Genomic DNA, 19,578 nt, shown 5'->3' with positions numbered 1-19,578 from the left:
CAATGAGCATCATCAAGGTAGCCTCCAACGCAGCAGATGCCGGTTTCAGTGCGGCCGTTGTCTGGTTAGTGACGGAAGTGGCGCATGCCGGTGAACACCATGGCGATGCCGGCTTCATCAGCGGCGGCAATCACTTCTGCGTCGCGCATCGAGCCGCCTGGCTGGATCACCGCAGTGACACCGGCCTTGGCCGCATTGTCCAGGCCATCGCGGAACGGGAAGAACGCGTCCGATGCCATCACCGAACCCTGCACTTGCAAACCCGCGTGTTCAGCCTTGATCGCGGCGATTCGCGCGGAGTTCACGCGGCTCATCTGGCCAGCGCCGACGCCGATGGTCTGGCGGTTCTTGGCGTACACAATGGCGTTGGATTTGACGTACTTGGCGACTTTCCAGGCGAAGATCAGGTCGTTGATTTCCTGTTCGGTCGGTGCGCGCTTGGTCACCACTTTCAGGTCTTCGCTGCCGATCATGCCGATGTCACGGCTCTGCACCAGCAGGCCGCCATTGACGCGCTTGTAATCCCACGCAGCAGCGCGATCGGCCGACCACTCGCCACAGGCCAGCAGGCGCACGTTGGCTTTGGCGGCGACGATGGCGCGAGCTTCTTCGCTGACGGACGGGGCAATGATCACTTCGACGAACTGACGCTCGACGATGGCCTTGGCCGTTTCAGCATCCAGTTCGCGGTTGAAGGCAATGATGCCGCCGAACGCAGACTCGGTATCAGTGGCGTAGGCCAGCTCGTAGGCCTGGCGGATACCGCCTTCGGCGTCGGGGCTTACGGCCACGCCGCACGGGTTGGCGTGCTTGACGATCACACAGGCTGGTTTGACGAAGCTCTTCACGCATTCCAGCGCGGCGTCGGTGTCCGCCACGTTGTTGTACGACAGCTCTTTACCTTGCAGTTGGGTCGCGGTGGCGATGCCGACTTCGGCAGGCTTGGCTTCCACGTAGAACGCCGCGCTCTGGTGCGGGTTCTCGCCGTAGCGCATTTCCTGGGCCTTGACGAACTGGCTGTTGAAAGTGCGCGGGAATTCGCTGCGACCTTCAGTGCTCAGCGTATCGGCAGCCTGGTTTACGGTGCCCATGTAGTTGGCGATCATGCCGTCATAGGCGGCCGTGTGTTCGAAGGCCTTGAGCATCAGGTCGAAACGCTGGGCGTAGGTCAGGCCGCCGGCCTTGAGACCTTCGAGCACGCTGGCGTAGTCGCTGGCATTCACCACGATCGCTACATCTTTGTGGTTTTTTGCCGCGGAACGGACCATGGTCGGGCCGCCGATGTCGATGTTTTCGATGGCGGTCGGCAGGTCGCAGCCTGGCTTGTTGATGGTGGCTTCGAACGGGTACAGGTTGACGGCTACCAGATCGATCGGCTTGATGCCGTGCTCGTTCATGATGGCGTCATCGATGCCGCGACGACCGAGGATCCCGCCGTGGATTTTCGGGTGCAGGGTTTTCACCCGACCGTCCATCATTTCTGCGAAACCGGTGTAATCCGCGACTTCCACTGCGGCAACACCGTTGTCGCGCAGCAGCTTGAACGTTCCGCCGGTGGAGAGGATCTCGACGCCCAAGGCTTCAAGCTCCTTGGCGAATTCGAGGATCCCGGTCTTGTCGGAAACGCTGATCAAGGCGCGGCGGATCGGCAGGCGGGTAGTCTGGTCGGTCATCTCAATTTCCATCAAAAGCAAAGGAGTCAGCAAAAAAGGCGACCGTTTTTACGCGGGCGCCTTTCTGGTTTGATTGAATGCTTACAGCAAATCGTACTGCTTGAGTTTCTTGCGCAGCGTGCCCCGGTTCAGTCCGAGCAGTTCGCTGGCCTTGGTCTGGTTGCCCTTGACGTAGTTCATCACGCACTCGAGCAGGGGAGCCTCGACTTCGGAGAGCACCAGGTTGTACACATCCGTGACGGCAGCGCCCTCAAGGTGGGCGAAATAATTGTGCAGCGCCTTCTCGACACTCCCGCGAAGGGTCTGGCCTTCTTCGCTAGGCGTATTGAGGTGCTGTTTCAAATTCACGTTGTCGCTCACGGGTGTTGTTCCACTCACTAAAGTCTCGGTCATCATCGTCATGCGGCCACCCCTTCTCCGTCCCCTGTCAGGCTCTTGTAACGTTCGGCGAAGAAGCCCTGAACGTTGGCGCATTGTGCTTCCGTATCTTCCAAACGATTGAAGTGGGCGCGAAACTCCCTGGCGCCCGGCAAGGTTGCGAGATACCAGCCCACATGCTTGCGAGCAATGCGCACACCCATGACGTCTCCATAGAAAACGTGCAGCGCGGCCAAATGCTCTAGCAGTATGCGTTCCACCTCGATCAGTTCCAGCGCCGGAAGTTTTTCACCGGTGCGCAGGTAATGATCGATCTCGCGAAAAATCCATGGCCGCCCCTGGGCAGCCCGCCCTACCAGCAGGCCATCGGCACCGGTGGCGTCGAGCACATACCGGGCCTTTTCCGGCGAATCGATATCGCCGTTGGCAAACACCGGGATCGACACCGCCTGCTTGATCGCGGCAATGGTGTCGTACTCGGCTTCACCGGTGTACAGGTCGGCACGGGTGCGGCCATGCACCGCCAGCGCCGTGATTCCTGCCTGCTCGGCGATCTTCGCCACCGTCAGGCCGTTCTTGTTGTCCCGGTCCCAGCCGGTGCGGATCTTCAGGGTGACCGGCACATCGACTGCGGCCACGACGGCCCGCAGGATCTCGGTCACCAATGCTTCATCCTTCAACAGTGCGGAGCCGGCGGCCTTGTTGCAGACCTTCTTGGCCGGGCAGCCCATGTTGATGTCAATAATCTGTGCGCCCAGTTCGACGTTGGCCCGTGCCGCATCTGCCAGCATCTGCGCATCGCCACCGGCGATCTGTACCGAGCGGGGCTCGGGATCACCTTCGTGGATCATGCGCATGCGGGACTTGCGGGTGTTCCACAAGCTCATGTCGCTGGTGACCATTTCTGAAACTACCAGCCCGGCGCCCAGTCGCTTGCACAGCTGACGAAAGGGTTGGTCTGTGACGCCCGCCATGGGGGCGAGAATCAAGCCGTTGTGCAATGTATATGGACCGATGCGTACCGCCGACATAGGACTTCCCTGTTGTGGGGCCGGATCATGAGAGTTCGAAAAAGGGTTGGCATGATACCCGCTCTCGATGACTGGATAAAGGCTGAATTGAACAAAATCTGAACAGTTATTCTGTTATCGCCAGCGGTTTGGTCCAGGCACGCTCAGGCAGAAATCCGTCGTCAATCGCGGATCAGTGAAGCGTTTCACTCGGGCGAATGAAAACTCAGGCTGTAGTTCACCGCTTTGGAGCCTGGATCGAGAATATCCAGCGCGATGTGGATGGGCGTCTGCGGCGGCATTTCCGCCATGCCTTCGAGATCGCCATTGAGGTATTCGCCGGGTTTGAACTGACGCCTGGCGATCAGGTGACCGTTGAGGTCGGCAAAACGCAGCTCCAGCAGGGGGAATGGCTGGGAGAACGGCGCGCGATTGTAGATGATCGCATCGACCACCAGGGCACCGCTGAATTCCGGGTGGCTGCGCACGACCAGGTTGCTGCTCTTGATTTTCGCGATGTCGACCTTGGACGGCACGGTGCAACCGATTTGCGGGCACAGCTGCTGGAACCAGGGACGGTACTGGTCCTGACGCGCGAGTTCTTCGAAATGATACGCAACGTACTGGCCGCCCAGCGCAAGCGCGGCGAGCGCCACCAATAGCATCCAGATGAAACGGCGGCCCCAGGGCGAACGACGTTTTTGCCAGTCCAGTTGCAGCGGGTCGTCGGTCAGGTCCTGCAGCACCTCGGCGCGCACTGCCGGTTCGCTGCGCTTTTTACGCAACGGCTCGATCGAAGGCAGGTCGTCATCCAGGTCATCCACCGCGGACAGGGACAGGCGTTCCGGCGCGGGTGGCGGCTCCAGCACCAGTTCCTGGCGCACCAGGGGAGGGCGCGGCTCATCGTCGAGCTCGACCAGCTCCAGGGTCAGCGAGGGTTCGGTACGGGCTGGCTTGAGTGGAGTAAACGGCACCACCGCGGCCGCTTCCTGGACCTGGCTGGCCTGTGCCCGCTCGGCCGCCGATTCGCTGTACAGGCTATCGGCCCAGGGGGCATGCTCATGATCGGCGCTGTCGCGTCGCGCACTCAGTGAATCTTCGCGGTGCCGGCCGAATTCGGTGGTCGGCTGGATCTCCCGCTGCTCCAGGCGCGCGAGTTCTTCGTCGAGGTCCATGCTGTCCAGGTCCAGCTCGGCGGCCGTCCACTGCTTCAGGCTGATGGCCCGTTGCTCTGGCGGCTCGACGATGACTGGGGATGTGGAGGCAACAGGCTCCTTGCCGGCGTGTTGCTCCAGCAGCTGCTTGGCGGCATTAAAAACCTGCAGGCATGACCCGCAACGAACCACTCCGCGGGCCACGCTCAACTGGGCATGGCTGACGCGGAAGCTCTTTTGGCAATGCGGACACTGGGTGACGAAGCTGTCGGTCATGCGGCGATCCGATGAATGCAGGCGCCCATTCTAGCGCCGACGGCCAGTGATGCGCACCCAGCCATCGCGATTGGCGATCGGGTCCAGGTCGAAGTCCTGGGCGTAGGCCCTGGCGACGTCTTCGCCCTGCTCGGCGAGGATGCCCGACAGCGCCAGGCGGCCACCCGGCTTGACCAGGCTGGACAGTTGCGGCGCCAGGGAAACCAGCGGCCCGGCGAGGATATTGGCGACCAATACGTCGGCCTTCACCTGCGGCAGATCTTCTGGCAAATACAACGGGAACAACGCTTCGGCAATGTTGTTGCGCCCCGCATTGTCCCGGGAAGCTTCCAGCGCCTGCACGTCGATGTCAGTGCCTACGGCTTCCCTGGCGCCCAGCAACAGGGCGGCGATCGCCAGGATGCCCGAGCCGCAACCGAAGTCGAGCACGTTGCAATCCTTCAGGTCCTGACCATCGAGCCACTCCAGGCACAGTGCGGTGGTCGGGTGTGTGCCGGTGCCAAACGCCAGGCCCGGATCCAGCAACAGGTTCACCGCGTCAGGCTCGGGTGCGGCGTGCCAGCTCGGGACAATCCACAGGCGCTGGCCAAAACGCATCGGCTGGAAACCGTCCATCCAGCTGCGCTCCCAGTCCTGGTCTTCGATGACTTCGCTGTGATGCTCGGGCAATGGGCTGCCGGTCAGCAATTCAAGATGCGCCAGCACGCTCGCCGCTTCAGTGCCGCCTTCGAACAGGGCCAGCAGGTGCGTGTGCGACCACAGTGGCGTGGTGTTGAGTTCCGGTTCGAAAATCGGCTGATCTTCAGCGTCCATGAAGGTCACCGACACGGCGCCCACTTCAAGGAAAGCGTCTTCGTAGGTTTCGGCTTGTTCTGGGCTGATGGCGAGACGGACTTGCAGCCAAGGCATGGCGGGCACCTTTGAAAAATATTGATTGCAGCCTAGCGGGCTGCGAGAAGCGCGCAAGTTTACGCGAGCGTGGCTAAGAAGACGACCATGGTTGAAGATCAAAAGATCGCAGCCTTCGGCAGCTCCTACAGGGGAGCGCATTCCAAATGTAGGAGCTGCCGAAGGCTGCGATCTTTTGACTGTGCTTCAAAAACAACAAAGCCGCCCGAAGGCGGCTTGGTTGATTACCAGCTAAAGCTTAGTGCTTGTCGCCAGCCAGCTTGTGTTCCAGGTAGTGGATGTTGATTCCACCTTTGCAGAAGCCTTCGTCGCGGACCAGGTCGCGGTGCAGCGGGATGTTGGTCTTGATCCCGTCGACCACGATTTCGTCCAGCGCATTGCGCATGCGCGCCAGGGCTTCGTCACGGGTTGCGCCGTAGGTGATCAGCTTGCCGATCAACGAATCGTAGTTCGGCGGAACGGCATAACCACTGTACAGGTGCGAATCGACGCGAACGCCGTTGCCGCCTGGAGCGTGGAAGTGCTTGACCGTGCCTGGGCTTGGCATGAAGGTTTTTGGGTCTTCGGCGTTGATCCGGCATTCAAGTGCGTGACCGCGGATGACGACGTCTTCCTGGGTGTACGACAGCTTGTTGCCAGCGGCGATGCTGAGCATCTCCTTGACGATGTCGATGCCAGTGACCATTTCGGTAACCGGGTGCTCGACCTGAACGCGGGTGTTCATTTCGATGAAATAGAACGCGCCGTTCTCGTACAGGAACTCGAAGGTGCCCGCGCCACGGTAGTTGATGTCGATGCAGGCTTTAACGCAGCGTGCGAGGACTTCCTGGCGAGCTTTCTCGTCGATGCCCGGTGCCGGTGCTTCTTCGAGGACCTTCTGGTGACGACGTTGCAGCGAGCAGTCGCGGTCGCCCAGATGGATGGCGTGGCCCTGGCCATCGGAAAGCACCTGAACTTCCACGTGACGTGGGTTGGTCAGGAATTTTTCCAGATAGACCATCGGGTTGCCGAACGCCGCGCCAGCTTCGGAACGGGTCAGTTTCGCCGAGGAGATCAGGTCTTCCTCTTTATGCACAACGCGCATGCCGCGACCACCGCCGCCGCCAGCGGCCTTGATGATCACCGGGTAACCGACTTCGCGACCGATGCGCAGGGCGGTTTCTTCGTCTTCCGGCAGCGGGCCGTCAGAACCCGGAACGGTTGGAACGCCAGCAGCGATCATCGCGTGCTTGGCCGATACCTTGTCGCCCATCAGGCGAATGGTGTCGGCTTTCGGACCGATGAAGGCGAAGCCGGAGTTCTCGACCTGTTCAGCAAAATCAGCGTTTTCCGCGAGGAAACCGTAGCCTGGGTGAATGGCGGTAGCGCCGGTCACTTCAGCTGCGGCGATGATTGCCGGAATGTGCAGGTAAGAATGGGCGGCCGACGCCGGACCGATGCAGACGGATTCGTCTGCCAGGCCCAGGTGCATCAGCTCCTTGTCGGCCTTGGAGTAAACGGCGACAGTCTTGATGCCCATTTCCTTACAGGCACGCAGGATCCGCAGGGCAATCTCACCGCGGTTGGCGATCAGAACTTTTTCCAACTTCGCAGTCATCAAAGTTTCTCCGCGGTTCAAACGATGGTGAACAGCGGTTGGTCGTACTCAACCGGCTGGCCGTCTTCGACGAGGATGGATTCGATCACACCGCTGGTTTCAGCTTCGATGTGGTTCATCATCTTCATCGCTTCAACGATGCACAGGGTGTCGCCTTTCTTCACGGTCTGGCCGACTTCAACGAAGGACGGCGAGCTTGGCGAAGATTTGCGATAGAAAGTACCCACCATCGGCGAGCGGGCAACGGTGCCGTTCAGCACAGGCGCGGCTGCAGCGGCAGGAGCGGCGGCAACCGGGGCGGCAGCGGCAGGCGCTGGAGCCGGAGCGTGCATTGGAGCCGGTGCGTAGTACTGTTGAGCTGGCGTCTTGCTGTGGCGGCTGATACGTACGGACTCTTCGCCTTCCTTGATCTCGAGCTCGTCGATGCCGGACTCTTCCAGCAATTCGATCAGTTTCTTAACTTTACGGATATCCATGAATCATCAACTCCCAAGGGTCGGTCAGGGGCGCTTAACGCTTGTAGTTCAAGTCGTTGCCTGTGTTTCAAGCTGCTCTAGTGCGGCCTCCAGGGCCAGTCGATAACCGCTGGCGCCAAGGCCGCAGATCACTCCCACCGCTACGTCGGAGAAGTAAGAGTGATGGCGGAATGGTTCGCGTTTGTGCACGTTAGACAAATGCACTTCGATGAATGGGATGCTCACCGCCAGCAGCGCGTCACGTAAAGCGACACTTGTGTGCGTAAAAGCTGCTGGATTGATCAGGATGAAATCCACACCTTCGCTGCGGGCAGCGTGGATGCGGTCGATCAATTCATACTCGGCATTGCTCTGCAGGTGCAGCAAATGGTGGCCGGCTTCACGGGCACGGCGTTCCAGGTCCTGGTTGATCTGGGCCAGCGTCGTGGCGCCATAGGTGCCCGGTTCGCGGGTGCCGAGCAAGTTCAGGTTGGGTCCGTGCAGAACCAGAAAGGTTGCCATCTGCTGTTCCTTGTTATCCGAGTGCATTTGTCAGAACCCGGCGACTATGCCGCAAAGACTTTGTGACTGTCCAGTTCTATGCAATAGCCAGCACGATGGCCGATGTTTGCGCGAAATATATGACCGCCCGATTGAATCCGGTCATTTGGGCCCGGCCGGCATGATGGGGTTGGCAGGTGTGCTGCCGTCGCGAGCAAGCCCGCTCCCACTGGGGCCTGTGCCGCGCATGTATCCAGTGTGGGAGCGGGCTTGCTCGCGAAGGCGCTCGATCAGACGCGAAACGCCTGTACCGCCGTGTGCAACCGTCCGCCCAGCACCAGCAAGTGTTCCCCTTGCTCACGGCCTTCACCAATTCGCAGCAAGTTATCCCCACCCAGCTGGTGAATCCGCTCGCTGTGATCGCGAATCTCACTGACCGCACCACTTTGCTGCGCAGTCACATCGGCAATGCGCACTGCAGTGTCGGAAATGGTCTGGATCGCATCGACGATTTTATCCAGTGCGCCGTCCGCCGCCTGGGCCTGGTTGGCGGTGGACTGCGCGTGACCGACCTGGGCGCGCATGCCTTCGACCGATTGGCGTGCCGCCGTTTGCAGCCCGGCAATCAAGGTCTGGATCTGCGCCGTGGCACCGGCAGTGCGTTGTGCCAGCGAGCGAACTTCCTCTGCAACCACGGCAAACCCGCGACCCATTTCCCCGGCACGAGCCGCCTCGATGGCGGCGTTCAGGGCCAGCAGGTTGGTCTGGTCGGCGATCGAGCGGATGACCGTCAGTACCCCGCCGATCGTGGCCGACTCTTCGGCCAGATGTTCAATCATCTGCGCATTGCCTTGCACTTCGCCGACCAGGGCATGCAGGCCGGCAAGGCTCAGGCCGATGACTTTCTGCCCTTGCTCTACCGCCAGCCCCGCATGGCGACTGGCGTCGGCGGCTTGGCTGGCATCGCCGGCCACTTGCTGGATCGTAGCTTCCAGCTCTGCGAGAGAATCGCGGATCATCGCGGTGTCGCCAGCCTGATCCTCAGCGCCGCCGTGCAGGTCGTTGCTCAACTCGGCCAGGGTGCGACTGCTGCCGGCCACTTGCTCGGCGTTCAGGCGAATGGTTCCCACCAGGTCGACCAGGTAGGCTCGCAGGCGGTTGAGCGAAGCCTGAATGTCGTGCAATTCGCGGTTGGTCCTGCCCAGTTCGATGTCCCGGCTGAAATCGCCCTCGGCCCAGGTCGACAGGGCGGGTGCGAGGTTGGTCAGGGTGCGAGCCAGTCGCCGTTGCAGAGTGTCGATCAGCAGTGCGATCAGCAGGATCAGGCCGATCATCAACCCCTGCAGCAGTCGCACCTCACTCTGGATTTGCCCGTGTTGCGCGCGCACTGCCGGCTCCAGATCTGCAATGGACTGCTGCACGGCGGTCATTTTCTGGTGAGTCGCAGCGCTGAGCTCGCTGCGTTTTTCGATCTGTTCGCGGGTGCGGGCAAGTTCTGCGGGGTAGCGGGCCAACAGGCTGTTGAGTTCCCGTTTGAGGGCAATGCCGGCGTCTTCGGCGACGGTCTTCTCAGTGCTTTCCAGACCCATCATGGCGGCAAAATCATCGGTATTGGACTCGCTGCTGCTCGTCACGCCCAGCAAGGGCAGGGCCTCCAGAATACTGGCCTGGGTGCGGATATTGCTGACTTCGCGCTCCACCTCCGCAGCCAGTTCGCTGCGACCGCTGCTGACCAGTTTGTCCCGGGCCAGCGACAGCTTGCCCACGTTCTGCGAGGCGTTGAGCAAGGGCTTGAGGTAGTCCGCGTTGGCACTGGCATATTGGCTGAGCTGGTCAAGGTTTGCGCCCAGCTCCCGTTCTGCCTGCAGCAGCAACGCCTGGGGGTCGCCTGCAAGCTTGCCGGCGGCGAGCAGTTCGGTTTTGCTGAACCCTTCAAGCTCCGCAAGGCTGGGGCGCACGGCGTCGGCCAGGGAGGGCGGCAGTTCATCGAGCTCGTGTTTAAGCTCATCGATCGCCTGGCCCGCACTGCTCAGGCGCAGGGCATCACCGCTGACGAGGTAATCCTGCACGTTGCCCACCACCTGCCGTTGAAACTGCTGGGACAGGCTCAGGTAACGCTCCATCAGCAGATAGGGTCGTTCAAGGGCTTTTTGCGACCACCATAGGGTCGCGCCAAGCGCAGCGCACACGGCAATTAAGAGGACGGTGTTGAGATTGGTCAGCAGCTTGAGGCGCATCGCGGGACTACCAACGGCAGAATGGTAAGCGCCCGAAGTTATTGCGTTTCTATTACAGGGTTATGACTGGTTCGGTGGATTCAGATGAAATAGTGGCCTTTTGCTTTGATTCCCGCGAGGACTGCACGCGGTTGCGCCCGGCATGCTTGGCGCGGTACAGCGCCTCGTCAGCCTGGCTCGCCATCATCAAGCTGTCGGAGTTTTCACCGAGGTCCACCACCCCGGCGCTGAACGTGCACCAAAGGTCCTGGGGCTGCGCCGGATAGTGAATTTCGGCGAAGCGCTGGCGGATTTCATCGAGCACTTTGTGGGCCGACTCCAGATCGGTATCGGGCATCACAATGGCGAACTCTTCGCCACCGTAGCGGCCGATGAAGTCAGTCTTGCGCAGGCGCTGCTTGAGGAACAGCGCCAGGCTCTTGATCACCCGGTCGCCCATCGGATGGCCATGACTGTCATTGACCCGCTTGAAGTGGTCGATATCGAGCATGGCAAAGCTCAGTGGCTTGTTCTCGCGGCGCGCGCGAAAGCTGCAGTCTTCCAGCAACTGCAGGATATGGGTGTGGTTGTACAGGCCGGTGAGGCTGTCGCGCACCATCCGCGCCTTCAGGTTGCGCGCCCGTGCCGCGCGGTTGCGCACGGTGGTGATCAGGTGCCGCGGTTTGATCGGTTTGGTCAGGAAATCGTCGCCCCCTTCACTCATGGCGTCGAGTTGCTTGTCCAGGTCATCCTCGGCCGAAAGGTAGATGATCGGCACGCTGACGTATCGGTCGTTGTGGCGGATGACCTTGGCCAGCTCGGTGCCGGTGCAGGCCGGCATGTACATGTCGAGGATGATCAGGTCGGGCTGGAAGTCCGCGAGTTCGGCCATGGCCTGTATAGGCTCGATCAAGGTGCGGGTGACAATGCCGGCGCTATTGAGCAGGCGCTCGGTGTGCATGGCCTGGGCCCGGGAATCGTCAATGATCAGCACTTTGAACGGTTCGTACTGCGCGACGCAGGTCAGCACTTCGATCTTTTCCAGCAGGCTTGACGCTTCGAGGGTGCCGGTGAGGAACTCCTGGCCGCCGGCACGCACGGCGGCGAGGCGGGTCGGGGTGTCGGTTTCATTAAGACTGAAGAACAGCAGCGGCAGTTGTTGTTCCAGGCCTTCCTGGGCTTCGGCGGCGAGTTTGAGGCCGATGCCGGGCCCGCTGAAATCCACATCCATGACAATCGCCGCCGGCAGGCGCTCGACCATCGAGGAGCGAAACGCCGCCACGCTGTCCAGGGACTGGGCGCTAAGACCGAAAAATTCCAGCTGTTTGGCCAGGCGCTCCGCGCGGTCGTGATCCTGCAGCATCACGTAGATCGGTTTGCGCAAGGGCGGCAGGAACGTCTGATCGAGCTGATCGCCCTGGCGCAGGCCGGTGCGCGACAGCCGCTGCATCAGGCGGTTAAGGTCAGTGATCAGGCCGCTGCTGAGGCGACCGCGATTGGTCTCGACTGCGTCAAGTGCCTGGCCGATGTGGCGGGCCAGTTGCATGTGTTCCGGCTGCTCGAAGCGCTCGGCGAACCGCAACAGGCGCAGGTTGGCTTCGCTCAGTTCCGCCAGGTCGGTGGCAGACCACTCGCTGCGCTGCAGGCGCTGCCATGTCTCAAGAATCTGACGTGCCTGATGAATTACCCGCTGGGCAAAGTGGTGCTTGAGGCGCTCACGGCTGGGGTCTTCTGGCTCGGTCATATCCTGACTACTAGTTAGGGTGCATGCTGAGATCGACTGGTGGCTCTATGCTAGCATCTCTTCCGAGGGTGGATCAGTGTCGCATGTCAATAATCTGCATAGCGAGCTCATTCAGTTTATGACTGGCGAGTCGCGGTGCTGCGTACGGGATGCGTACGCCGCACCAACACAAGGCGTGGTGTTCATTTATAGTGGCGGTATCGACCGTGCGATTGATGCTTGCGGCATGCGCGTATTAATGCGCGGCAAACGAGGCACGATGGCGTAGGGTTGTGGTCGAACCGATGAACTCAAGTGATTGAAAGGATATCGCCATGCTGGACTGGAAGAACCGCGCGGGCAGCGCGCCTGAACGTGCCGCTGAACCAAAATCAGCCACCCGCAGCTATATAGGTGGACTGTTGTTCAGCCGGGCGCTGGTCACCTTGATCGGCCTGTACCTGTTGGTGGCTATCGCCCTGGGCTGGTATTGGAGCCAGGAGCCGGCACTGTTCCCGGTTCAGCAGAATGCCCAGGTCGCTGCCGAGAAAGAAGGCAAGCAGATGGTCATCGGCTACACCACGGTTGAAACCCTCAAGACCGTGGCCGATACCTTGCTGAGCAAGCCGGGCGGCTATATTTCCAATGACCGTTTCCCGCCAGGCCTGTGGATGGACAACACGCCAAGCTGGGAATACGGGGTGCTGGTGCAGGTGCGCGACCTGACGCGAGCACTGCGTAAAGATTTTGCCCGCTCGCAATCGCAATCGGCGGAAGACTCGGACCTGGCCAAGGCCGAACCGCGCTTCAACTTCGACAACAAGAGCTGGGTGCTGCCGTCCAGTGAGTCCGAGTATCAGGAAGGCATCAATTCCCTGAGCCGCTACCAGGCTCGCCTGTCCGATCCTTCGCAGAAAAATGCGCTGTTCTACGCCCGTGCCGACAACCTCAACAACTGGTTGGGTGATGTGGGCACACGCCTGGGTTCGTTGTCGCAGCGACTGTCGGCCAGCGTTGGCCGGGTCAAGCTCAACACCGCCTTGAAAACCGAGGTCGTGGCCCCGGGCCAGGTACCACAGGTTGACGAGGAAATCGTCGAAACCCCGTGGATGCAGATCGACAACGTATTCTATGAAGCCCGCGGCCAGGCATGGGCCTTGTCCCACCTGCTGCGCGCCATTGAAGTCGACTTCGCTGACGTGCTGGCGAAGAAAAACGCCACCGTCAGCGTGCGCCAGATCATTCGTGAGCTGGAAGCTTCGCAGGAGCCGGTGTGGAGTCCGATGATCCTTAACGGCAGCGGCTTTGGCGTTCTGGCCAACCACTCGCTGGTCATGGCTAACTACATTTCCCGAGCGAACGCCGCAGTGATCGACTTGCGTCAATTGCTCAACCAGGGCTGAGTCATGGCTGACAGCGACAAAGAGGCCGCCCACCGCGCGGCCTCGGACGCCGAGCAGATTGCCTGGGTCGATGAGCAGGACAACCTGCTCGGCGCGCTGGTCCGTTCCGACCTGCGCGAGCGGGGCCTGATCGGGCGTGGCACCTACATCATGCTGTTCAATTCGGCGGGTGAGCTGTGCGTGCACCGCCGCACCCTGAGCAAGGCGATCTATCCCGGTTACTGGGACGTTGCCGCTGGCGGCATGGTGCTTGCCACCGAAACCTACGCCGAGTCGGCCGCACGGGAACTGGAAGAAGAGCTGGGCGTTGGCGGGGTGGAGTTGACCGCCCACGACCATTTCTACTTCGAGGACACCGGCAATCGCCTGTGGTGTTCGGCGTTCTCGGCAGTGTGGGACGGGCCGTTGATCCTGCAGCCGGAAGAGGTGGTTGAAGCGCGCTTTCTACCCATCGACCAGGTAATGCTGGAAATCCGGCAGAAGCCTTACTGCCCGGACTCGCTGGCGGCTTTGAAGCGCTATCTTCGCGCCTGCGGGAAAGACGTCGCAAAAGAGCTATAAATTGGCGCCGATTGGCTCTTAGCAATCGGCGTTTTTGCCGTTACACTGCGCGACCTTTTCAAACTGAACCGACATCAGTACGGCGTAGGAGCTGCCGCAGGCTGCGATCTTTTGATTTGCCATTGAATCAAGATCAAAAGATCGCAGCCTCGTTGCACTCGTCAGCTCCTACACCGGCTTTTCCGTTTCAGTAGCGCTGCCCCTGCCTGAGTGGGGCTTCGCGGTCGATAGCCATGCGCTGCGGCCAGTCTTTGTCCTCCCAAGAGGATTGCCGGTGGCCAAAAAAGCCGCATCCTTCGCCGCCCTAGGTGGCCTGGTATTTTCCACCGACGCAGGTCGTCATTGCCCCGAGTGCAGTAAACCGGTGGACGCCTGCATCTGCAAACAGACCGTGATCCCGGCCGGTGACGGCATTGCTCGCGTACGTCGCGAAAGCAAGGGACGTGGCGGCAAGACGGTGACCACCATCACCGGTGTGCCCCTGGCTGAAGATGCGCTCAAGGACCTGGCGACCACGTTGAAAAAACGTTGCGGGACCGGGGGTGCGTTGAAAGACGGCATCATTGAAATCCAGGGCGATCATGTCGAACTACTCTTGGCGGAATTGATCAAGCTCGGTTTCAAGGCAAAGAAGTCCGGCGGCTAGCAGCCTCTGTGAAAACCACCCTCGACTTGATCCAGTCCTCACAGCAGGTCTGGCGTCGTCCACATGGTTTTCACAGAGCCTGTTCTGACCGGTTTCTAAACTCACTGCGGTCGGCGAGGTCTACCCCCTCGTTGACGAACCGTCATTTTCATTCTTTAGACTGCGCCGGCCTGAACCCAGGCGACGCTCTATGACTTCTTTATAGGGGACTTCAATGTCCGTACGACGCACACGCAAAGACGATGGCAGCCAATGGACAGTTGCGGACAGCCGCAGTGTTTACGGGATCCGCCATTGGGGGGCCGGGTATTTCGCCATCAATGACGCCGGTCGCGTCGAGGTTCGTCCGAACGGCCCCGCCAGTTCGCCTATCGACCTGTTCGAGCAAGTGGACCAGCTGCGCAAGAGCGGCTTGTCCCTGCCATTGCTGGTTCGTTTTCCCGACATCCTGCAAGACCGCGTGCGTCAGCTGACCGGTGCATTCGATTCGAACATCGAACGCCTGGAATACCAGAGCAAGTACACCGCGCTTTACCCGATCAAGGTCAACCAGCAGGAAGCGGTGATCGAAAACATCATCGCCACCCAGGATGTTTCCATTGGCCTTGAAGCCGGTTCCAAACCCGAGCTGCTGGCCGTGCTGGCCCTGGCGCCCAAAGGCGGCACCATCGTCTGCAATGGCTACAAGGACCGCGAGTTCATCCGCCTGGCCTTGATGGGGCAGAAACTCGGGCACAACGTGTTCATCGTGATCGAGAAAGAATCCGAAGTTGAGCTGGTGATCGAAGAAGCCGCCTCGCTGAAGGTCAAGCCTCAGGTCGGCCTGCGCGTGCGCCTGTCGTCCCTGGCGTCGTCCAAGTGGGCGGATACCGGCGGCGAGAAATCCAAATTCGGCCTGTCGGCGGCGCAGCTGCTGTCGGTGGTCGAGCGTTTCCGCGCGGCGGGCCTGGACCAAGGCATCCGCCTGTTGCACTTCCACATGGGTTCGCAGATCGCCAACCTGGCGGACTACCAGCACGGCTTCAAGGAAGCGATCCGCTACTACGGCGAACTGCGCAACCTCGGCCTGCCGGTGGATCATATCGACGTCGGTGGCGGCCTGGGCGTCGACTACGACGGTACCCACTCGCGTAACGCCAGTTCGATCAACTACGACATGGACGACTACGCCGGCGTCGTGGTCGGGATGCTCAAGGAATTCTGCGACGCGCAGAGCCTGCCGCACCCGAACATCTTCTCCGAAAGCGGTCGCTCGCTGACGGCGCACCACGCCATGCTGGTGGTGCAGGTCACCGACGTCGAGAAACACAACGACGACGTGCCGCAGATCGAGAACAAGGAGGCCCTGCCGGAAACCGTGCAGTGGCTGGTAGACCTGCTGGGCCCGACCGACATCGAGATGGTCACCGAAACCTACTGGCGCGCCACTCACTACATGAGCGACGTGGCTACCCAGTACGCCGATGGCAAGCTGACCCTGGCGGAAAAAGCCCTGGCCGAGCAATGCTACTTCGCGGTGTGCCGTCGCCTGCACAACTCGTTGAAGGCGCGTCAGCGTTCGCACCGCCAGGTGCTCGACGAACTCAACGACAAACTGGCCGACAAGTACATCTGCAACTTCTCGGTATTCCAGAGCCTGCCGGACACCTGGGCCATCGGCCAGGTCCTGCCGATCCTGCCGCTGCACCGTCTCGACGAGGAGCCGCTGCGCCGTGCCGTGCTGCAAGACCTGACCTGCGATTCCGACGGCAAGATCAAGCAGTACGTCGACGAGCAGAGCATCGAGACCAGCCTGCCGGTACACGGTCTGAACGAAGGTGAAGACTACCTGCTGGGTATCTTCCTGGTGGGCGCCTACCAGGAAATTCTCGGCGACATGCACAACCTGTTCGGTGACACCGACTCGGTGAACATCTACCAGAACGCGGATGGCAGTGTGTATCACGCCGGTATCGAAACCCACGACACCATCGAAGACATGCTGCGCTACGTGCACTTGTCGCCGGAAGAGCTGATGACCCACTACCGCGACAAATGCGCCAGCGCGCGCATCACTGCCGCCGAACGCACCCAGTTCCTCGACGCCTTGCGTCTGGGCCTGACCCGTTCGTCTTACCTGTCGTCCTGACGGGTTGGCGCCAAGGCTTGATTCGCGTGGGGCCGGTTGGCCTGGCGCGGGCGAGCCTGGCAGTGGAGTGAAACCACGGGGACCGATTACGAGCGCCCGTGGTCCCATCTTCAGGAAGGCCTGGCGCTAGGTTTCAGCGAGCGACAGGTGCTCGATGAGTGGTTGTGGCTGCGCTATCTGTGGCAGAACAACAAACCCTGAGGTGTGGCGTCGATGGCGATCAGGATTCGGCTATTTTGCAAACGGGCCATTGGCGCGCTGGTGCTGGCTGCGATCGCGGCCTGTTCACCGCTCAAGGCGCTTAATGCACTGACCCCTAAAGACAGCTTCGACAAGACCGAGGGCATTGCCTATGGCAGCGACCCGCGGCAAAAACTCGATGTGTACGTCCCGCGCCACCCCATGGAAAACGCCCCGGTGGTGGTGTTTTTCTACGGCGGCAGCTGGAACAGCGGATCGCGCAGCGATTACAGTTTTGTCGGTGAGGCCCTGGCATCCCGGGGAATCGTGGCGGTGCTGGCGGACTATCGCCTGTATCCGCAGGTGCGCTACCCGGCGTTTCTCGAGGATGGCGCCAAGGCCGTAGCCTGGACCCGCTCGCACATCCAGCAGTTTTCCGGCAATCCGCAGCGGCTGTACCTGATGGGGCATAGCTCCGGCGCGTACAACGTCGCGATGCTGGCACTGGACCCGCAATTACTGGGAGCTGCTGGCATGTCGCCCCATGACATCAGCGGCTGGATCGGCCTGGCCGGTCCCTATGACTTTCTGCCCATCGTTAACCCTGACGTGCGCCCGGTGTTCTTCTGGCCGAATTCGCCGGCCCTGTCTCAACCGATCAACCATGTCAGTCGAGGCGCGCCACCGGCGTTGCTGATGGCGTCCAGCGATGATGAGCTGGTCGACCCTGGTCGCAACACCGGTGGCCTGGCGCGCAAGTTGCGCGAAGCCGGGGTGCCGGTGCGCGACCTGTATTTCTCCCGCACCGGTCATGCCACCCTGGTGGCAGCGTTGTCCCGGCCAATGCGCGGCCTGGCACCGGTGCTGGATGAGGTCGAAGGCTTCATCAAGGCCACGCCGGCTCAGTGAGCTTTGCCGGCAAACCAGCCGTCGTTGCGTTGCAGATACCAGGCAAACGCCCCAAGTGTCAGGCTGCGCAGCAACATGAAAAGCAGGAAGGTCAGCCATAGACCATGGTTGCCCAACCCTTGCAGCGCCCAGGCGAAGGGCAGCAGCAGGGCCACCGTCAACAACATGCCATTGCGCATTTCCCGGGCGCGCGTAGCGCCGATGAACAGGCCATCGAGCAGGTAGCTCCACACGGCAATCAATGGCAGCGCGGCCAGGTAGGGCAGGTAGATGAACGCAGTGTCGCGCACACTCTGGATATCGGTCTGCATCTCGATGAACAGATGCCCGCCAAACAGGAACAGCACGGCAAAACCCAGGCTCGCCAGCAGCGACCAGCCGCAGGCGACCACCAGGGAGCGGCGCAACGCCTGCCGGTCACGGGCGCCAATGGCATGGCCGCACAACGCTTCCACAGCGTGGGCCAGGCCATCCAGTGCATGAGCCGTCAGCAACAGGCCGTTGAGCAGCAGCGCATTGGCGGCGACAGTAGCGTCGCCCAGCCGCGCACCTTGCACGGTGATCAGGAAAAAAATCGACTGCAGCGCCAGGCTGCGAATGAAGATGTCGCGATTGACCGCCAGCAAGGGGCGCCAGCTCTGCCAGATGGCCAGCGCCGCCCAGGCGATGTGCCCGGGGTAGGCGCGCAGGGCCTTGCGGGTCATCAGCAGGCCGATGATTGCTCCGGTCCATTCAGCAATGACCGAGGCCCGGGCGGCCCCTGTCACCCCCCATTCCAGGCCCAGAACGAACCACAGGTTCAAGGCAATGTTGACCAGGTTGGTGCTCAGCAGTATCGCCAGGGGTGCCCGAGCGTTCTGCGTGCCGAGGAACCAGCCAACCAGTGCATAACTGGCCAGGGCTGCCGGCAGCCCGAATAGTCGGGTGTGAAAGAATTCGCGGGTCAGTTGGTCCAGCTCCGCCGAAGGCTGCATGAAGTGCAGCGCGACTCCGCTCAGGGGTACGCCTGCTGCGCCCAGGACAATCGCCAGCCCCAGGGCCAGCAACAAGCCCTGCAACAGGATCTGCCGCAACGCCGCGCCATCGCCTCGGCCGGCCGCCTGCGCGGCGAAACCGGTGGTGCCCATGCGCAGGAAGCCCATGCCCCACGCCAGGAAGGTGTAAAGGCTGGCGCCCACGGCCACGGCGCCGAGTTGATGGGCATGGGGCAGGTGGCCGATGACGGTGCTGTCGACCAGCGCCACCAGCGGTACCGAGATATTGGACAGAATCATGGGCGCGGCAAGCGCCCAGACCCGGCGATGGGTCAGGCGGTCGCGCCAGTCGTTGCTCAGGTTGGACATGCAGGCTCCTTGGGGGAGCCATTGTGTGTCAGTGGATGATCCAGCTCAACAGCCACAACCCGAGCAGCAGCCAGATGATCCCCATGATGATCGACGCATTCATGAACGCCCGAATGGCCGACCACAAGAGCATCAGGCCCAGGACCAGCGCGATGATGCTGATGATCGAAGTGTCCATCCCCAGCGCCCGGGACAGCCCCTCGACGAAGTTGGCGCCGGCATGGCTCAACAGATTGAACAGGCCGCTGAGGCCGTCGACGATAAAACGGATGACTGAGCCGAGTGCCTGCCCGAGCCATTCGAAAAAGCTTTCTACCTGCATGTGTAGTTCGTCCTGAGAGAATGATGAGCCCCGTAGGAGCTGCCGCAGGCTGCGATCGTTTGATCTTGATCTTTGGCGCTAATGACTATGCCAAAAGATCGCAGCCTGCGGCAGCTCCTGCACAGGGCATCGACTGTGGATTATGGGGCAAAGTTCGACACTCCATCGATACGCTTGCAGTCCTGGGCCAACCC

16 protein-coding genes and 2 pseudogenes are annotated in these 19,578 nt (G+C 61.2%); 6 read left to right on the top strand and 12 right to left on the bottom strand.

Translation table 11 applies throughout. The annotated features are described in order from the left end of the window. Window positions 1–65: 65 nt before the first annotated feature. From purH to AAEZ05_RS09460, 10 genes and pseudogenes are all read right to left on the bottom strand, one after another. Window positions 66–1,673 carry a bifunctional phosphoribosylaminoimidazolecarboxamide formyltransferase/IMP cyclohydrolase gene (gene purH / locus AAEZ05_RS09505; RefSeq protein WP_045060336.1) on the bottom strand — a complete coding sequence of 536 codons (1,608 nt, stop codon included), beginning with the start codon at window positions 1,671–1,673 and terminating at the stop codon, window positions 66–68. Between the two features lie 81 nt (window positions 1,674–1,754). Further along, window positions 1,755–2,075, bottom strand: coding sequence for a DNA-binding transcriptional regulator Fis (gene fis, locus AAEZ05_RS09500; RefSeq protein ID WP_007907419.1), 321 nt, complete (start codon window positions 2,073–2,075; stop codon window positions 1,755–1,757). Further along, window positions 2,072–3,082, bottom strand: a complete 1,011-nt coding sequence (gene dusB, locus AAEZ05_RS09495; protein WP_045060335.1) for a tRNA dihydrouridine synthase DusB — start codon at window positions 3,080–3,082, stop codon at window positions 2,072–2,074. Before dusB ends, fis begins: the two co-directional genes overlap by 4 nt. Window positions 3,083–3,267: 185 nt before the next feature. Beyond that, window positions 3,268–4,491: a DUF3426 domain-containing protein gene (locus tag AAEZ05_RS09490; RefSeq protein ID WP_350647025.1), complete on the bottom strand. Its 1,224-nt coding sequence runs from the start codon at window positions 4,489–4,491 to the stop codon at window positions 3,268–3,270. A gap of 30 nt (window positions 4,492–4,521) precedes the next feature. Further along, entirely contained in the window at window positions 4,522–5,400 is an 879-nt protein-coding gene (prmA, locus tag AAEZ05_RS09485; RefSeq protein ID WP_122841618.1) for a 50S ribosomal protein L11 methyltransferase, read from the bottom strand. 238 nt (window positions 5,401–5,638) lie between these two features. Beyond that, window positions 5,639–6,997, bottom strand: coding sequence for an acetyl-CoA carboxylase biotin carboxylase subunit (gene accC / locus AAEZ05_RS09480; RefSeq protein WP_045060332.1), 1,359 nt, complete (start codon window positions 6,995–6,997; stop codon window positions 5,639–5,641). A gap of 17 nt (window positions 6,998–7,014) precedes the next feature. Next, window positions 7,015–7,473 (bottom strand): acetyl-CoA carboxylase biotin carboxyl carrier protein, encoded by a 459-nt coding sequence (gene accB / locus AAEZ05_RS09475; RefSeq protein ID WP_045060331.1) that lies wholly within the window; start codon window positions 7,471–7,473, stop codon window positions 7,015–7,017. A 48-nt stretch (window positions 7,474–7,521) separates the two neighbouring features. Beyond that, on the bottom strand, window positions 7,522–7,974 hold the full coding sequence (gene aroQ / locus AAEZ05_RS09470; RefSeq protein ID WP_045060330.1) for a type II 3-dehydroquinate dehydratase: 453 nt from the start codon (window positions 7,972–7,974) through the stop codon (window positions 7,522–7,524). Window positions 7,975–8,243: 269 nt separating this feature from the next. Beyond that, window positions 8,244–8,750: pseudogene (locus AAEZ05_RS30700) on the bottom strand (methyl-accepting chemotaxis protein); the annotation flags it as partial. 1,492 nt (window positions 8,751–10,242) lie between these two features. Then, a complete protein-coding gene (locus AAEZ05_RS09460) occupies window positions 10,243–11,913 on the bottom strand; it encodes a response regulator (RefSeq protein ID WP_045060328.1) in 1,671 nt (556 codons plus the stop codon). A gap of 314 nt (window positions 11,914–12,227) precedes the next feature. Here AAEZ05_RS09460 and AAEZ05_RS09455 point away from each other — a divergent pair, with 314 nt between their 5' ends. From AAEZ05_RS09455 to AAEZ05_RS09435, 6 genes and pseudogenes are all read left to right on the top strand, one after another. Next, entirely contained in the window at window positions 12,228–13,295 is a 1,068-nt protein-coding gene (locus tag AAEZ05_RS09455; protein WP_045060327.1) for a DUF2333 family protein, read from the top strand. Between the two features lie 3 nt (window positions 13,296–13,298). Continuing rightward, on the top strand, window positions 13,299–13,856 hold the full coding sequence (locus AAEZ05_RS09450) for an NUDIX hydrolase (protein WP_045060326.1): 558 nt from the start codon (window positions 13,299–13,301) through the stop codon (window positions 13,854–13,856). A 274-nt stretch (window positions 13,857–14,130) separates the two neighbouring features. Next, window positions 14,131–14,502, top strand: a complete 372-nt coding sequence (locus AAEZ05_RS09445; protein ID WP_045060325.1) for a translation initiation factor Sui1 — start codon at window positions 14,131–14,133, stop codon at window positions 14,500–14,502. A 214-nt stretch (window positions 14,503–14,716) separates the two neighbouring features. Beyond that, a complete protein-coding gene (speA, locus tag AAEZ05_RS09440; RefSeq protein WP_045060324.1) occupies window positions 14,717–16,630 on the top strand; it encodes an arginine decarboxylase in 1,914 nt (637 codons plus the stop codon). A 54-nt stretch (window positions 16,631–16,684) separates the two neighbouring features. Then, a pseudogene (locus AAEZ05_RS30695) lies at window positions 16,685–16,831 on the top strand (DUF4123 domain-containing protein); the annotation flags it as partial. A gap of 12 nt (window positions 16,832–16,843) precedes the next feature. Next, the gene (locus AAEZ05_RS09435; protein WP_045060323.1) at window positions 16,844–17,719 is read left to right on the top strand and encodes an alpha/beta hydrolase; all 876 of its coding nucleotides are present in this window, start codon (window positions 16,844–16,846) and stop codon (window positions 17,717–17,719) included. Here the strand turns inward: AAEZ05_RS09435 and AAEZ05_RS09430 are convergent. Both AAEZ05_RS09430 and AAEZ05_RS09425 read right to left on the bottom strand, forming a co-directional pair. After that, on the bottom strand, window positions 17,713–19,062 hold the full coding sequence (locus AAEZ05_RS09430; protein WP_350600547.1) for an MATE family efflux transporter: 1,350 nt from the start codon (window positions 19,060–19,062) through the stop codon (window positions 17,713–17,715). The two genes, AAEZ05_RS09435 and AAEZ05_RS09430, sit on opposite strands and share 7 nt — an antisense overlap. Window positions 19,063–19,090: 28 nt before the next feature. Next, window positions 19,091–19,384 carry a hypothetical protein gene (locus AAEZ05_RS09425; RefSeq protein ID WP_045060321.1) on the bottom strand — a complete coding sequence of 98 codons (294 nt, stop codon included), beginning with the start codon at window positions 19,382–19,384 and terminating at the stop codon, window positions 19,091–19,093. Window positions 19,385–19,578: the final 194 nt, after the last annotated feature.

Source organism: Pseudomonas sp. HY13-MNA-CIBAN-0226 (genome assembly GCF_040310305.1).
GTDB lineage: Bacteria > Pseudomonadota > Gammaproteobacteria > Pseudomonadales > Pseudomonadaceae > Aquipseudomonas > Aquipseudomonas gregormendelii.
This window is presented reverse-complemented; position numbering and strand designations above follow the sequence as displayed.

Bases quoted from the DNA above. Each gene is read 5' to 3' on its own strand.
- fis (WP_007907419.1), bottom strand. From the start codon at position 2,075: ATGACGATGATGACCGAGACTTTAGTGAGTGGAACAACACCCGTGAGC.
- AAEZ05_RS09435 (WP_045060323.1), top strand. From the start codon at position 16,844: ATGGCGATCAGGATTCGGCTATTTTGCAAACGGGCCATTGGCGCGCTG.
- AAEZ05_RS09460 (WP_045060328.1), bottom strand. From the start codon at position 11,913: ATGACCGAGCCAGAAGACCCCAGCCGTGAGCGCCTCAAGCACCACTTT.
- aroQ (WP_045060330.1), bottom strand. From the start codon at position 7,974: ATGGCAACCTTTCTGGTTCTGCACGGACCCAACCTGAACTTGCTCGGC.
- AAEZ05_RS09425 (WP_045060321.1), bottom strand. From the start codon at position 19,384: ATGCAGGTAGAAAGCTTTTTCGAATGGCTCGGGCAGGCACTCGGCTCA.
- AAEZ05_RS09455 (WP_045060327.1), top strand. From the start codon at position 12,228: ATGCTGGACTGGAAGAACCGCGCGGGCAGCGCGCCTGAACGTGCCGCT.
- accB (WP_045060331.1), bottom strand. From the start codon at position 7,473: ATGGATATCCGTAAAGTTAAGAAACTGATCGAATTGCTGGAAGAGTCC.
- purH (WP_045060336.1), bottom strand. From the start codon at position 1,673: ATGACCGACCAGACTACCCGCCTGCCGATCCGCCGCGCCTTGATCAGC.
- accC (WP_045060332.1), bottom strand. From the start codon at position 6,997: ATGACTGCGAAGTTGGAAAAAGTTCTGATCGCCAACCGCGGTGAGATT.
- prmA (WP_122841618.1), bottom strand. From the start codon at position 5,400: ATGCCTTGGCTGCAAGTCCGTCTCGCCATCAGCCCAGAACAAGCCGAA.
- AAEZ05_RS09430 (WP_350600547.1), bottom strand. From the start codon at position 19,062: ATGTCCAACCTGAGCAACGACTGGCGCGACCGCCTGACCCATCGCCGG.
- AAEZ05_RS09450 (WP_045060326.1), top strand. From the start codon at position 13,299: ATGGCTGACAGCGACAAAGAGGCCGCCCACCGCGCGGCCTCGGACGCC.
- dusB (WP_045060335.1), bottom strand. From the start codon at position 3,082: ATGTCGGCGGTACGCATCGGTCCATATACATTGCACAACGGCTTGATT.
- AAEZ05_RS09490 (WP_350647025.1), bottom strand. From the start codon at position 4,491: ATGACCGACAGCTTCGTCACCCAGTGTCCGCATTGCCAAAAGAGCTTC.
- speA (WP_045060324.1), top strand. From the start codon at position 14,717: ATGTCCGTACGACGCACACGCAAAGACGATGGCAGCCAATGGACAGTT.